Origin of the sequence: Pseudalkalibacillus hwajinpoensis (genome assembly GCF_039851965.1) — a bacterium.
In the GTDB taxonomy this organism is placed as follows: domain Bacteria; phylum Bacillota; class Bacilli; order Bacillales; family Guptibacillaceae; genus Guptibacillus; species Guptibacillus hwajinpoensis_E.
Map to the genome: position 1 here is coordinate 581617 of NZ_CP156674.1, position 14245 is coordinate 595861.

Annotated in this window: 12 protein-coding genes and 1 pseudogene; 3 read left to right on the forward strand and 10 right to left on the reverse strand. The window is 40.7% G+C overall.

All coding sequences use genetic code 11. The annotated features are described in order from the left end of the window. Nucleotides 1–18 precede the first annotated feature (18 nt). Both ABFG93_RS02910 and ABFG93_RS02915 read right to left on the reverse strand, forming a co-directional pair. Nucleotides 19–390 carry a CBS domain-containing protein gene (locus ABFG93_RS02910; protein WP_347552738.1) on the reverse strand — a complete coding sequence of 124 codons (372 nt, stop codon included), beginning with the start codon at nucleotides 388–390 and terminating at the stop codon, nucleotides 19–21. 21 nt (nucleotides 391–411) lie between these two features. After that, nucleotides 412–753, reverse strand: a pseudogene (locus ABFG93_RS02915) (YugN family protein); the annotation flags it as partial. Between the two features lie 203 nt (nucleotides 754–956). On the opposite strand from ABFG93_RS02915, the gene safA reads away from it, so the two are divergent. Beyond that, nucleotides 957–1586: a SafA/ExsA family spore coat assembly protein gene (gene safA / locus ABFG93_RS02920; protein ID WP_347550500.1), complete on the forward strand. Its 630-nt coding sequence runs from the start codon at nucleotides 957–959 to the stop codon at nucleotides 1584–1586. A gap of 80 nt (nucleotides 1587–1666) precedes the next feature. On the opposite strand, the gene ABFG93_RS02925 is transcribed toward safA, so the two are convergent. Then, nucleotides 1667–2026 carry an Asp23/Gls24 family envelope stress response protein gene (locus ABFG93_RS02925; protein WP_347550501.1) on the reverse strand — a complete coding sequence of 120 codons (360 nt, stop codon included), beginning with the start codon at nucleotides 2024–2026 and terminating at the stop codon, nucleotides 1667–1669. Nucleotides 2027–2180: 154 nt separating this feature from the next. Between ABFG93_RS02925 and ytvI the strand changes: the two genes are divergently transcribed. Next, nucleotides 2181–3239, forward strand: a complete 1059-nt coding sequence (gene ytvI, locus ABFG93_RS02930; protein WP_347550502.1) for a sporulation integral membrane protein YtvI — start codon at nucleotides 2181–2183, stop codon at nucleotides 3237–3239. Between the two features lie 76 nt (nucleotides 3240–3315). Here the strand turns inward: ytvI and ABFG93_RS02935 are convergent, their stop codons facing one another. The 5 genes from ABFG93_RS02935 to cyoE form a co-directional block, all read right to left on the reverse strand. Further along, on the reverse strand, nucleotides 3316–3660 hold the full coding sequence (locus ABFG93_RS02935; RefSeq protein ID WP_347550503.1) for a cytochrome C oxidase subunit IV family protein: 345 nt from the start codon (nucleotides 3658–3660) through the stop codon (nucleotides 3316–3318). A 3-nt stretch (nucleotides 3661–3663) separates the two neighbouring features. After that, entirely contained in the window at nucleotides 3664–4281 is a 618-nt protein-coding gene (locus ABFG93_RS02940) for a cytochrome c oxidase subunit 3 (protein ID WP_347550504.1), read from the reverse strand. Continuing rightward, nucleotides 4278–6116, reverse strand: a complete 1839-nt coding sequence (gene ctaD / locus ABFG93_RS02945; RefSeq protein WP_347550506.1) for a cytochrome c oxidase subunit I — start codon at nucleotides 6114–6116, stop codon at nucleotides 4278–4280. Before ctaD ends, ABFG93_RS02940 begins: the two co-directional genes overlap by 4 nt. 26 nt (nucleotides 6117–6142) lie before the next feature. Then, nucleotides 6143–7168: a cytochrome c oxidase subunit II gene (gene coxB / locus ABFG93_RS02950; RefSeq protein ID WP_347550508.1), complete on the reverse strand. Its 1026-nt coding sequence runs from the start codon at nucleotides 7166–7168 to the stop codon at nucleotides 6143–6145. A gap of 113 nt (nucleotides 7169–7281) precedes the next feature. Then, a complete protein-coding gene (cyoE, locus tag ABFG93_RS02955) occupies nucleotides 7282–8223 on the reverse strand; it encodes a heme o synthase (RefSeq protein WP_347550509.1) in 942 nt (313 codons plus the stop codon). Nucleotides 8224–8598: 375 nt separating this feature from the next. Here cyoE and ABFG93_RS02960 point away from each other — a divergent pair, with 375 nt between their 5' ends. Further along, nucleotides 8599–9489 (forward strand): COX15/CtaA family protein, encoded by an 891-nt coding sequence (locus ABFG93_RS02960; RefSeq protein WP_347550510.1) that lies wholly within the window; start codon nucleotides 8599–8601, stop codon nucleotides 9487–9489. A gap of 30 nt (nucleotides 9490–9519) precedes the next feature. On the opposite strand, the gene pyc is transcribed toward ABFG93_RS02960, so the two are convergent. Together pyc and ftsW are read right to left on the reverse strand one after the other, a co-directional pair. Further along, complete coding sequence (gene pyc, locus ABFG93_RS02965) at nucleotides 9520–12960, reverse strand: pyruvate carboxylase (RefSeq protein ID WP_347550512.1); 3441 nt, start codon at nucleotides 12958–12960, stop codon at nucleotides 9520–9522. 22 nt (nucleotides 12961–12982) lie between these two features. Then, nucleotides 12983–14143 carry a putative lipid II flippase FtsW gene (gene ftsW, locus ABFG93_RS02970; protein ID WP_347550514.1) on the reverse strand — a complete coding sequence of 387 codons (1161 nt, stop codon included), beginning with the start codon at nucleotides 14141–14143 and terminating at the stop codon, nucleotides 12983–12985. Nucleotides 14144–14245 lie beyond the last annotated feature (102 nt).

Genomic DNA, 14245 nt, shown 5'->3' on the forward strand with positions numbered 1-14245 from the left:
TCTTATGGAAGTTTCACTTTATGCGTTTGTCTTCTCTTTTATATGGAAATAGGAAACAATTCCAATAAAACGATCTACATCAGCGACTACTACTTCAGTAAGGCGGGATTCATTCATTAATGCCGCTGCTTCTTCAGGCTTCATCTCTGGTGATAGCACCATTGATGGCTTTTCCATCACTTCTTGAATTGTGGCAGAACCTGCTTGTTTGTCAGCAATGCCGCTCACTGCGATGGCACGGTCTGTTACGATACCAAGTAGACGATCGTTTTCATCACATACAGGAACAATTGTAACGTTCTCATTTTTCATTACTGCCGCTGCTTCAAAGATATTACCATCGGGTTTGAATGGCGTCACGTGTCTTGCTAAATCTCCCACAGAAACCATGCTTTTCTGCAAAGCTGATCCGAGTTGATCACGAACGATTTCAAGTTTCTTGATGCATGTGTTGACGATCGTTTGTGGAAATTCTTCATCATACTCTACCCCATGAGGATAATAATGTTTACCCACATATGGCCTACCAAGCTTGATCACAGCGTAAGCAGATTCAACTTCTCCTTCAATGGCAACACCAGGTACACGAAGATAATATACATCACCATTTGTCATATCTTCAAATTTATAATCGTATGTAACTCGCTCATAATCCCACTGACCAGCTAATACTAAACCGTTTTCATGCATAATGTGGTCCAATATAGAAAACTGAACAACCGCAGATTCCAGACCTGAATTCTCGAATTTCATTATTCGTTTGCCTCCTTTGTTTTCACAACACTTCCACTCTCTAATAATAGTATAAGGGACACTGTCGTTGCAATGTTTACTTAGTACGATACTGTCAGAATTATACTCTCCATCATTGACATAAATTAATTCAGTAGAGAAATGAATCAATTAGCGTAATTTTATTAATTGTGGTCACACTACATACGAAAGGAGATGTAAAGATGAAAAAACTTGTTACGATGTTAATTGTTTTGCTTTTTGCATCTGGTATATTCATGCCAGATACCGCTTTTGGTCAATCTACATACACCGTTAAATCCGGTGATACGCTATGGAAGATTTCCAAACGGTATAAAATTGGGCTAACTGAAATCATCAGCGCCAACCCTCAATTTGAGAATCCGGATCTGATTTATCCTGGCGACCAGGTCAACGTGCCAACTGCAAACCCGTCCATTAATAAATCAAAAGACGTGGGACAGCAGGTTATGGATTTAACGAATCAGGAACGAGCCAAAAATGGACTTGCACCATTAACATGGGATTGGCAAGTTGCAAGGATAGCAAGATACAAATCTGCAGACATGAGAAATAAAAATTATTTTTCACACCAATCGCCAACATATGGTTCTCCTTTTACAATGCTTAAAAATTTCGGGGTAAACTACCGAAGTGCAGGAGAAAACATAGCAGCTGGTCAATCTACTCCAGAGGAAGTCGTTAGAGCATGGATGAATAGTGCAGGTCACCGTAAAAATATCTTGAATCCAGGTTATACCCAGATCGGTGTGGGTTACGTATCAGGTGGCTCATACGGTCATTACTGGACTCAGATGTTCATTTCCAAATAACGCTATTATGGCCCCATCAAATCAGGAAAAAGTTCCTTTAAAACCTGTTTGACGGGGTTTTTAAATCTTCTTTTATTTAGTTAAATCTTCTCCACTTCCTCCTTTAAAAGCAAACCTGTGACTAACAAGTTCACTTCGTACACATCAAGCCCTGTTATCTTTTCAACATCATTCTTAATTCTTTCCTGAAGCATTAAACAAGTGTACGGGATGTTCTCACCAAATGTTATTGCAACTTCTACACGCAGCGATAAATTAAACTCTTCCTCATCTTGCATGACAACAGAGGTCCTCCCCTTTCGAATCATACGTTTTAACGTATGTTTCACTGGAGATGAAATAAGCTCTACCCCTTCTGTCTCCTTAACTGCTACATCCAATATAAAGTCGATCACATTCTCTGATATGGAAAGGGTTCCCTGTTTAAGTTGTTTTCTCATGCTGATCTGTCCCCTTTCTTACCTGCCGTATTTTATATTGTATGAAGAGACAAAAAGTATTTATGTCCTTATTATTCATTGCTCTCTACTGGTAAAGCATAATCGTCCGTACTATAATATAGATAGATGGTTTGACTTAGAAAGGAGAACAAGATTGCCAAAGTTCCTCTCAAAACGCTTTTTCATTATGTTACTTATCATTGTAGTTCTTGTAATAATAGCGTTCTGGATTTTACCCGTTTCTATTCCACTCATTCTTGCTTTCCTCAGCGCTCTTGCACTTGACCCTGCTGTTAAGCTGATTCAGAAGAATACGAAGTTAAAAAGGTATTTTCCGGTTATTATTGTCTTCACCCTATTTGTTATCCTTATTGCTTTATTGGGTTACTTCCTGATCACAAAGGTTGTTACGGAAGGAATCGCCCTGGTTGAAAACTCCCCGGTATACATACAAAACATCACTCGGATGTGGGAGAGCATGGAAACAAATATGGAAGCAGTCTCGAAAAGCTTTCCACCTGAATTCGTTCAGGAATTTACGAATCAAATTGAACGTTTCCTTGAAAACACCAAAAATACGATTAGCAGAATCGATTACTTAAAAATCATTACCATCATCGTGACAGGCATCCCAAATTACCTTGTTAGTATTCTCGTGTACTTAATTGCATTGTTTTTATTCCTTATGGACCTTCCAAGGTTGAAGAGGAAAAGCTATTCGTACTTATCAGAACAAACCGCTGAAAAAGTTCAATTCATGACAAGTCGCTTATCCTATGTCATTTTTGGATTTTTTAAAGCACAATTCCTTGTTAGTATTATTATTTTCGTCGTCAGTTTAATTGGCCTCCTTATGATTACACCTAAAGTGGCATTACTAATGGCATTCATTATCTGGGTTATTGATTTCATACCGATCATCGGTTCAATTGTTATTCTAGGTCCATGGGCAATTTATTATTTAATCATTGGAGATATCACTACGGGTAGCCAGCTAGCCATATTAGCTGTTGTTCTTCTTGTTATTCGACGTACGGTAGAACCCAAAGTGATGGGACAACATATCGGACTTTCTCCATTATCTACATTGATCTCGATGTATATTGGTTTGCAACTGATTGGAATTATGGGCTTTATCATCGGCCCAATTCTATTAATTGCCTTTAATTCTGCAAGAGAAGCTGGTTTAATCAAAATGAACTTTAAACTATAGCAAAAGCGCGGCACACGCCGCGCTTTTCTAATGCAAAAAAGAAGCTGCTCATTTTGAGCAGCTTCTTTCAATCGTTCTACCAGATCATTCCCATTAGAGCTACGACACAAGTGCCTGCGACGAAAACTCCAAAGAAAATCCCCCAAGCAGGGTACTGATGCCCTTTGTGACTTAAATGCATGAACATATAAAGCTGAAAAACCAGCTGAATTCCTGCAAGGATCATAATGAAAATAACAGTGAACGCATCACCGATCGCATCACTTGCGACCGCAACAAATGCAATCATCGTAAGGAAGATCATCATTGCAAAGGAAACGAGCTGTTGCTTGAATTCCTTTTCATGAGCGATCTTATGGTGAATGTCGAGATGACTTTGATCATGTTTTGACAACGTTTCAGTGCCTTCATGATTTGCCATTAATTAACCCACCTTTCCCATTAAGTAAACGACTGTAAAGATAAAAATCCATACAACGTCAATAAAGTGCCAGTAAAGGGCAAATAAATAGAACTTTGGTGCCGTATACAGGTCCATTCCACGTCTTAGGTTACGGATAATAAGGAGTGTAATCCATGAGATACCAACAAATACGTGAGCTCCGTGTGTTCCGACAAGCGTGTAGAATGCAGAACCCCAAGCACTGCTTTTAATCGTATGCCCGTACTCATGTACATAATGATTAAACTCATAAATCTCAAGTCCAAGGAACGCAAGCCCTAAGAGTCCAGTTACCACAAACCAACCAATCATACGTTTAAAGTGATTTGTTTTAAGAGCCATTGTTGCAAATACTGACGTCAAACTACTTGTAAGAAGAAGCATCGTCGCGATAAATACAAGGGGAAGCTCGAACAATTCTTGTGCTGATACTCCTCCGTTTGTTGCATTCCTTAATCCTAAGTATACCCCAAAAAGCGAGGCGAAAAGCACGGTTTCGCCTCCAAGGAAAAACCAGAAACCAAGAAATTTGTTTTTACCGTCTAACGTAGCCCGTTCCGGATTAGCAGGCAATTTGCTCAGTGTTTCGTTAGCTTTCATTTGCCTTTCCCCCCTTCAGCAGGCAAATCTTCTTTATGAATATGATAGCCATGATAATCAATGACTGAGCGAAGGATCATAGCTGCCGCTGTAATAACAAGCCCACCAATTGCAATCACCCAGTTTGAATAAATAGCCGCAATACCTGCAATAAACAGGCCAGCTGACAATACAAGCGGGAGAATTGAAGCATCAGGCATGTGTATGTCATCCAGAGGTTCAGCAGGAATCATTTCTTTATTACCCGCGCGTTTTTCTAGCCACCATGCATCAAGACCACGTATAAGTGGCGTTTGAGCAAAGTTATACTCTGGTGCTGGTGAAGAAATTGCCCATTCAAGTGTTCTTCCATCCCACGGATCGTTTCCAGCTTTTTTACCTTTAACAGATGTTTGGATAATGTTCCAAACCATAATTACTGTAGCAAGTCCCATTAAGAACGCACCCATTGTCGCCGCAAAGTTTGCTTCATCAAGACTTTGTCCAGAAAGGTATGTGTAAACACGACGAGGCATTCCCATTAAACCAAGGAAGTGCATCGGGAAGAATGTTAAATGGAATCCGATAAAGAATAACCAGAAATGCAGCTTTCCAAGGAATTCGTTTAATACTGTACCAAAAATCTTTGGCCACCAGTAGTACATTCCTGCGAATAGTCCAAATACTACCCCACCAACAATAACGTAGTGGAAGTGAGCAACAACAAAGTAACTGTCATGGTACTGGTAGTCAGCAGGTGGAACACTAAGCATAACCCCTGTCATTCCACCGAGTACGAAAGAAGGAATAAATCCAACTGCAAATAAGTTTGCTGTTGGGAAGCTAACTTTTCCTCCCCACATTGTAAAGAGCCAGTTAAAGATTTTCACCCCTGTTGGTACTGCGATGAGCATTGTTGCAACTGCAAAGATGGAGTTAGCAATCGGACCAAGTCCAACTGTAAACATATGGTGAACCCATACCATGAATCCTAAGAAACCGATTAGAGCTGTTGCGAAAACCATTGCTGAATAACCAAAAAGACGCTTCCGAGCGAATGTTGCTATAATTTCTGAGAACATTCCGAATGCTGGAAGCACTAGAATGTAAACTTCCGGGTGCCCGAAAATCCAGAATAGATGTTCATAAATAATCGGGTTACCACCTGCTTCAGCTGCGAAGAACTGAGAACCAAACAAACGATCAAACATAAGAAGAGCAAGACCAATTGTAAGCGCAGGGAATGCAAAAAGAATAAGACCGGATGTAATAAAGCTAGACCATGTGAACAACGGCATACGCATGAATGTCATACCCGGTGCACGCATGTTAATAATTGTAACGAGGAAATTTATTCCCCCTATTAAAGTACCAATACCTGAAATCTGAAGTCCCAGCACGTAAAAATCTACGCCATTACCAGGACTGGTAGTCGAGAGTGGTGCATACCCCGTCCACCCTGCATCAGGAGCTCCGCCAAGGAACCAACCAAGGTTAAGCAGAATACCACCTGCAGTAAAAAGCCAGAAACCAAGAGAGTTTACGAAAGGAAACGCTACATCTCTCGCGCCAATCTGGAGCGGGATGATCGCATTCATGAACCCAAATATGAGGGGCATGGCGGCCAAAAAGATCATGGTCGTTCCGTGCATAGTAAGCAGCTGGTTAAATGTTTCAGCGCCTACGAAATCAAATTCTGGATAAAGCAACTGCACCCGTAGTAAAATAGCTTCTAAACCGCCGAGTAGAAAGAAGAACGCACCGGAAGCGAGATAAAGGATCCCGATCTTCTTATGGTCAACGGTAGTGAGCCAATCCCATACGGGATTTTTCTTTTTATAAGCATGTGCTGACACGAGTTAAACCTCCTTATTTCCGATGACTATTCTTCAACCTTCAAACCATTCAAGTAAGCAACAAGAGCATCAAGCTCTTCATCATTTAACTGATCGCCAAACTGAGGCATGTTATTACCAGGTTTGAAATCTGAAGGATTACTGATCCAGGCTTTGATGTTTTCATCTGTGTGGTCAAGTATACCTGCCACTTTTTCCCGATCACCAAAGTTTGTTAAGTTAGGACCTGTGTTACCGCCTTCACTTCCAACAGCGTGACATCCAATACAGCTGTTCGCAAAAATCTCTTCACCTTGAGCTGCCTGGTCAGTTGACGCTGTAGAAGTAGCTTCTTTCATGCTCTTTGCCCATGCATCAAAGTCTTCTTTCTCCTGTGCAATGACTTTAAAGTCCATTAATGCATGTGATGGTCCACACAACTCAGCACACTTACCATAATATGTACCTGGTTCTTGAGCATTAAGCCACATTTTATTCGTTGTAGCTGTATTCGTATCCATTTTCCCACCTAGAGTTGGAACCCAGAACGAATGCGTTACATCTTTTGAGACAAGTTCAAAATAAACTCTTTCTCCAGTTGGAATATACAAATCCTGAGACGTTTTTACTTCAAGATCTGGATACTCAAATTCCCACCAGTATTGGTGAGCTGTTACTTTAACAACAAGTGCATCTTTAGGGACATTCTCAGTTCCCTCGTCTAATGCAAACGTCGTCATTACTGTCGGCACGGCAAGGATTAAAAGAAGAATAATAGGAACAACTGTCCATAGAATCTCTAGTACAACATTACCTTCCGTTTGCTCTGGGATTTCATTGTCGCTTTCACCACGTCGTCTGAAGCGAACAAGCACAACCGTATAGATGAGTGCTACCACAACAAAGACTCCAATCATGATGTAAAGGCTTAACATCATGAGATTAAATTGCATCTCAGCCCCTTCTCCCTTAGGGAGCATAGCTGTTAGCTGTTCGTTACCGCAACCCGTAAGCGTTAACGCAATTACCGATAACAGTGGTAAAAAACGCCAAACATTTCTCCAACGTTTCATTTGCACCTTAAACCTCACTTTCCTTAGTAGCTTTTACTCAAATTGAGTTATAGGAAGACAGGTCGGGCGTTCTTCCCCCCCCGGCCTGTCTGACCATCCATAATTGATCCTTATTAAGGATTAATATTTACTGCAATCATGACAATGAACAGAATTGTAATGTAATTCAATGAATATACAAACATAATTCGTGCCCACTTAATGTCATCTTTCATGAAGAATCCAGCTACACCAATTGCAAACCATCCAAAGCCAAGGATCGCTGCAACTGTAACGTAAACAGGTCCAAAGCTATATAGAAGTAGCGAAACCGGTACAAGCGCTGCTGTATATAATACAATCTGGCGCTTGGTCATTTTAAATCCTGCAACAACTGGAAGCATTGGAATACCTGCATCACGGTAATCGTCAACTCTTTTCATTGCAAGTGCAAGAAAGTGTGGCGGTTGCCAGATAAACATGATTAAAAACATTCCCCATGCAACAGGACTTAAATTCGGATCAATAGCTGCCCACCCAATAAGTGGTGGAAGAGCACCTGAAAATGACCCTACTACTGTATTCAATGAAGTCGTCCGTTTTGTCCACATTGTGTAAAGGACAACGTAAATCACGAGGCCGAGTAGCCCGAGAAGAGCTGCCATTGGTTCAATAATAAGAAGCATGATTGAACCTACAATTGATAACCCAAGACCTACAAAAAGTACCTGTTTTGCAGGTATTTTACCAGTTACAGATGGTCTTGTATTCGTCCGCGCCATGACCTGGTCAATATCGCGGTCAATGTAGTTATTTAAAGATGTTCCCCCGGCGACAACAAATGCTGTTCCTAACATCGTCAAAATTAATACCATCGGATTAGCGAATAGATCAAACCCTGCAGCAACGGAAGCCACCCACAATCCTGTAAATGCGGTAATCAAGTTATCAAATACAATCCCCAATTTTGTAAGGGTCAGGAAATCTTTCCAGGTACCCGTTGGATTTGCTTCTGAAAGCGGTCCAGGCTCCATTACGCGGTTTGAAGCTTCGTATGCAGTTCTAGCCTTACTCAATCTAAACACCTCCTTTTACAATCATCAATCTCAATCACATTAAACAATCTTATTGGAAGACTGTATAAGCCCTGTTTGTCTAAATTATTCACGTATACCCCTCCAGGTTTTCTAACCAGCTGTTTTAAAATGTAATTCAATCTTCACATCTTCATATTAAATATGTGTAACAGCTATGGTAAGATAATGTTGGTTTTGTTAGAGGAAGCAGTATCCGCAATCCTTATTCATTATAAACGAATCTAATTGTTTTGTATACGTTGTTTAAAGATGGCTGATTATGTTCTAATTTGTAAAATGATGTGAATATTGTCTCCCTCTTCCTATATTCATTGTACTACGGTTCACAGCAAAATAGATAAGAAGGTGTTATTTGTGAATAAATTGTTGAAATTGTTTGGGATAATCACGTCTCTAGGCATGCTTCTGGTTCTGTTAATGGGAGCAGTCGTAACAAAAACGGGTTCAGGCGATGGCTGCGGTAATTCTTGGCCATTATGCTATGGAAAAGTCCTGCCTGAAGCACCTGAAATAGAAACGATTATCGAACTCAGTCATCGCGTTGTATCTGCCACCCTGGGCTTACTCGTTATCATTCTCGCTATTTGGTCATGGAGAAAGATGGCCCATCTTCGTGAAACGAAATTTCTAGCGACCGCATCCGTTTTCTTAATTGTATTTCAAGGATTACTTGGCGCCGCAGCAGTTGTATGGGGCCAATCAGATCTTGTTCTCGCTTCACACTTTGGCTTTTCACTTGCAAGCTTTGCGAGTGTCGTATTATTAACCATTCTCGCCTTTGAAGCCACTGGCTCTCAAAAGAAGCCGAATGTTTCAAAGAAAATTCGAGTTCATCTTTACGCTGTTACGATTTATTCCTATCTGGTCGTATATACAGGCGCACTGGTTCGCCACACCGGTTCAAGTATGGCGTGCGGTAATGTACCATTCTGTAATGATGACCAGTTATTCGCGTTCACAGGTCAACAGGGTATCCAAATGCTTCACAGAACGGCCGCCATTCTTATATTTGTTTGGATCTTGTACATTTTAATAATCGGATTAAAGCAGCGTACTGAATCAACAATGCGTAAAGGATTGATCATTGCTTTTATATTTGTAAGCCTTCAGGCACTAAGTGGAATCCTTGTAGTTGTTTCTAATCTTAATCTCTTTCTGGCTCTCTTCCACGGTTTATTTATTTCTGGACTTTTTACTGTCCTGTTATATCTCGTCATGCTCTCTCTCAGAAGTGCACGACAATAGGAAAAAGCTGCGCAGCTGCGCAGCTTTTTCCTATTCACTCATTTCAAGTAAGAGATCACCTGTTTCAATACCTTCTCCATTCGATACGTGAATATCTTTAATAACTCCACTTCTAGTAGCTTGTACTGTTGTTTCCATCTTCATTGCTTCTGTAATCATCAAGTGATCACCTTTGTTCACTCGTTCGCCTTTTTCTACAAGTACCTTAATAACTGTTCCAGGCATCGTTGCACCGATGTGATTTGCATTGGTTCGATCTGCCTTCTGTTTAGCACTAACAGCCGTTTTGATATTTTCATCTTTAATCACTACTTCACGGGGCTGGCCATTCAACTCAAAATAGAGAGTGCGTTTCCCTTCAAGATTCGGCTCGCCAATTGAGACAAGCTTAACGATAAGGGTTTTTCCTTGCTCGATTTCTACTTCGACCTCTTCACCAAGACGCATTCCATAAAAGAATGTTGGTGTATCAAGAACAGAAATGTCTCCAAACATGTCTCTTACATCTTCATATTCAAGGAATACTTTTGGATATAATGCGTATGAAATCAAGTCATGGCTGGTTACCTGGCGATTAAATTTGTGATAAAGCGTTTCTTTTAAATCTGTAAAATTAACAGGCTCAAGTAGCTCACCAGGTCGTGTGGTAATCGGCTCTCGCCCTTTAAGAATAATCCGTTGTAGTTCTTTTGGGAATCCCTGATACGGTTGACCGAGATAACCCTGGAACAATTCTACAACGGAATCAGGGAAATCGAGTGATTCACCACGTTCGTACACATCATCTTCTGTTAAACTGTTTTGAACCATGTACAGCGCCATATCTCCTACTACTTTTGAGGATGGTGTTACCTTAACGAGATCGCCAAACATTTCATTCACTCGTCGGTACATTCTTTTCACTTCATCCCACCGATCACCTAGTCCTACTCCCTTTGCTTGCTGTTGCAGGTTACTATACTGTCCACCTGGCATTTCATGTTCATATACTTCTGTATGAGGAGCTGTCATCCCACTTTCAAAACCACCGTAGTACTTCCTAGTATCTTCCCAGTAGTGCGAAAGCTCTTCAAGCGCTTTAATGTTAATATCCGGCTGTCTATCAGAGCCATCCATCGCATAGTAAAGTGAGTTTGCACTTGGCTGTGACGTTAGTCCAGCCATCGAACTAACAGCTACATCAACTATATCAACACCCGCTTCGATCGCTTTGGCATATGTATAAATACCATTACCGCTTGTATCATGCGTATGAAGATGAATTGGAATTGAAACTGTCTGCTTCAAGGCTGAAACAAGCTCATAGGCAGCCTGAGGCTTTAATAATCCTGCCATATCTTTAATTCCAAGAATGTGTGCACCAGCAAGCTCTAACTCTTTAGCAAGACGCTGGTAATAAGAAAGATCATATTTTATTTTAGAAGAATCTGTAATATCTCCTGTATAACAGATAGAAGCCTCTGCTACTTTGCCTGTTTCACGAACAGCATCGATCGCTTTTGTCATACCTTCAACCCAGTTCAGGCTATCAAAAATTCGGAAAACATCAATTCCTGCATCTGCAGATTTTTCAACAAATTCACGAATCAAATTGTCGGGGTAGTTTTTGTACCCTACTGCATTCGACGCTCTCAATAGCATCTGGAACATTACATTGGGAACCTGTTTCCTGAGCTTAATCAAGCGATCCCATGGGTCTTCCTTTAAGAAGCGAAGGGATACATCGAACGTAGCTCCACCCCACATTTCCATCGAAAACAGTTCAGGAAGCATGCGTGCTGTAGGCTCTGCAATATGGAATAAATCTGTTGTTCGAACTCTGGTTGCAAGAAGGGACTGATGACCATCACGGAAAGTGGTGTCAGTCAACAACGTTCTCTTCTGCTCTTTCACCCAATTAACTAGTCCTTCAGGTCCCTGTTCATCAAGAATTTGCTTCGTACCTTTAGGGATTTCCTCACTGTATTTCAAATGAGGTACTCTTCGTTTTGAGAACGCCGGCTTTTTCTTCTTATCAAGACCTGGGAATCCATTTACCGTAATATTCCCAATATAAGAAAGCATCTTTGTTCCACGGTCTTTTCGCTTAGGAAAGACAAAAAGCTCAGGAGAAGAATCAATAAATGACGTGTCATACACTCCTGATCTAAAGTTTTCATGCTTCATTACGTTCTCTAGAAACGCAATGTTCGTCTTAATTCCTCTAATCCTAAATTCTTTTAAGTTTCTGACCATTTTGGATGAAGCCTGGTCAAAACTCAGGGCCCATGTTGAAAGTTTAACAAGGAGCGAATCGTAATAAGGTGTTATAACAGCCCCCTGATAAGCATTCCCCGCATCGAGACGGACACCGAACCCGCCACCAGAGCGATATGCCATTAATTTACCTGTATCAGGCATGAAATTGTTTTCCGGGTCCTCTGTTGTGACACGACACTGGATCGCAAAGCCATGACAATCTATTTCATCCTGTGATGGAATGCCGAGCCTTTCCCCGTGAAGGTGCTCGCCTTCAGCGATTAGAATTTGCGATTGGACGATATCAATCCCTGTAATCATTTCCGTAATTGTATGCTCTACTTGAACACGTGGATTAACTTCAATAAAGTAAAAATCACCTGATTGATTGACAAGAAATTCAACAGTACCTGCGTTTACATACTGGACGTTTTCCATTAACGTAACAGCTGATTGGCAAATTTCTTCACGTGCCTGTTCACTTAGAGATACGCTCGGCGCCACTTCTACGACTTTTTGATGACGCCGTTGTACAGAGCAATCGCGTTCATAAAGATGCAGGGTATTACCATGTTTATCTCCAAGAATCTGGACTTCGATATGTTTAGGATTTTCAACAAATTTCTCAACATAAATTTCATCTCGTCCAAACGCTGCCTTGGCTTCTGATTTTGCCCGCTCATAAGCATCCGCTAAAGCTTCCTCACTTCTAACAATTCTCATACCTCTTCCACCACCACCAAGGGCAGCTTTTATCATTAAAGGATAACCATTTTGCTCAGCAAATTGCCTTACATCATCAAGTCCTTCTACTGGCCCATCCGTACCAGGGATAACGGGCAATCCGGCTAGAATAGCTTGCTTTCTTGCTTCCACCTTATCACCAAACATACGAAGATGTTCAAGCTCAGGACCAATGAAGATGATACCTTCTTCTTGACATCGTTTTGCAAATTGAAGGTTTTCAGAAAGGAAACCATATCCAGGGTGAATCGCATCAATATGATTGGCTTTCGCAATTTCAATAATCCCTTCGATATCGAGATAAGCATCAATAGGCTTTTTGTCTTCACCGACAAGATATGCTTCATCCGCTTTATAACGATGATACGAACCACTGTCTTCCTTTGAATAGATCGCTACTGTACGGATATCTAATTCTGTACAAGCACGAAAGATTCGAATAGCAATTTCTCCTCGGTTGGCAACTAGAATTTTTTTGATTGCTGTCATGTAAGTTCCTCCTCAAGCTAAGTCAAAGTTCCATTTGAACTGCATTATCTTTCTTGGCGTACCCTGATTTTTGTTCTTTTCTAATGTTAACAAAAGCTGAAACGTTGATTAAAATACCAACTGACATCATTAATAAAATTAAAGAAGATCCACCATAGCTAATAAATGGAAGCGTAACCCCTGTTACAGGAAGCCAACCTGTAATCGCCCCGAGATTTACAACTGTTTGAACTCCTATCATACCGGAAATCCCAATCGCTAATAAGCTTCCGAACGTATCTTTGCAGCGAATGCCAATTACAAAACCTTTAAAGACGATATAACCAAGTAAACCTATAACAAAAACAACACCCAGTAATCCGAGTTCTTCAGCAATAATAGCCATAATAAAATCGGTATGCGGCTCAGGAAGAAAACCATATTTTTGAATACTCTGGCCAAAACCCTGTCCGGTGATACCACCTGATGCAATCGCTATATAGGAATTAATCAAGTGAAATCCACTATCCTCTGGATCAGAGAATGGATTGTAAGCACCTGTAAATCTAGAGGCCTGCTCAGGAGACAATGACATCCACGCACCCGCAAAGATAATCCCTCCAATTACGATTAGACCCAATAAATGCTTCCATTTCATGCCTGAGCAAATGATGATGATACCAGAGGTTAATGCAATTATCATCGCAGTTCCAAGATCTGGTTGAGATGCCACAAGAGCAAATATTAGTCCCGTAACCATTAGGGGTGGGAGTGCTCCCCTAACAAAGTTAGAAATATAGGCCTGCTTTTTAGAGTAAATTGCTGCTAGATAAATAATTAATCCAAGTTTAATAAATTCAGAAGGTTGAAAACTGAATGGCCCTAAATCAATCCAGCTACGAGCATTATTTGTTGTGGATCCAATGAACCTTACTAGCAATAACAGAAAGATAGATCCTCCAAGAATAGGAATGATAAACTTTCTGTAGGCTTTATAAGGGAAAAGCATTGCGAGTAATAACATAATCAGTGAAACGGCGAGCCAGATGATTTGCCTGTTAAAGAAAAAGGCGCTATTTGCCTCATGCCGCATAACAGCCCATACCATACTTGCACTATACACCATAACGAGTCCAAACCCGCACAGAAGTAGAACACTAATGATGATTGAGTAATCATAATGCTTAAATAATTTTTTAATCATAGACTTCATCCTACCTGTTTATTTTCTCTTAAGAAGTTTTGCTTTAGCACTTGTCCAAAATATGGGTTCCGCTCTGGTTTCTGTGTGTAACCTCGGAAAACT

Bases quoted from the DNA above. Each gene is read 5' to 3' on its own strand.
- ABFG93_RS02910 (WP_347552738.1), bottom strand. From the start codon at position 390: ATGGTTTCTGTGGGAGATTTAGCAAGACACGTGACGCCATTCAAACCC.
- safA (WP_347550500.1), top strand. From the start codon at position 957: ATGAAAAAACTTGTTACGATGTTAATTGTTTTGCTTTTTGCATCTGGT.
- ABFG93_RS02925 (WP_347550501.1), bottom strand. From the start codon at position 2,026: ATGAGAAAACAACTTAAACAGGGAACCCTTTCCATATCAGAGAATGTG.
- ABFG93_RS02935 (WP_347550503.1), bottom strand. From the start codon at position 3,660: ATGGCAAATCATGAAGGCACTGAAACGTTGTCAAAACATGATCAAAGT.
- ABFG93_RS02940 (WP_347550504.1), bottom strand. From the start codon at position 4,281: ATGAAAGCTAACGAAACACTGAGCAAATTGCCTGCTAATCCGGAACGG.
- coxB (WP_347550508.1), bottom strand. From the start codon at position 7,168: ATGAAACGTTGGAGAAATGTTTGGCGTTTTTTACCACTGTTATCGGTA.
- pyc (WP_347550512.1), bottom strand. From the start codon at position 12,960: ATGACAGCAATCAAAAAAATTCTAGTTGCCAACCGAGGAGAAATTGCT.
- ftsW (WP_347550514.1), bottom strand. From the start codon at position 14,143: ATGATTAAAAAATTATTTAAGCATTATGATTACTCAATCATCATTAGT.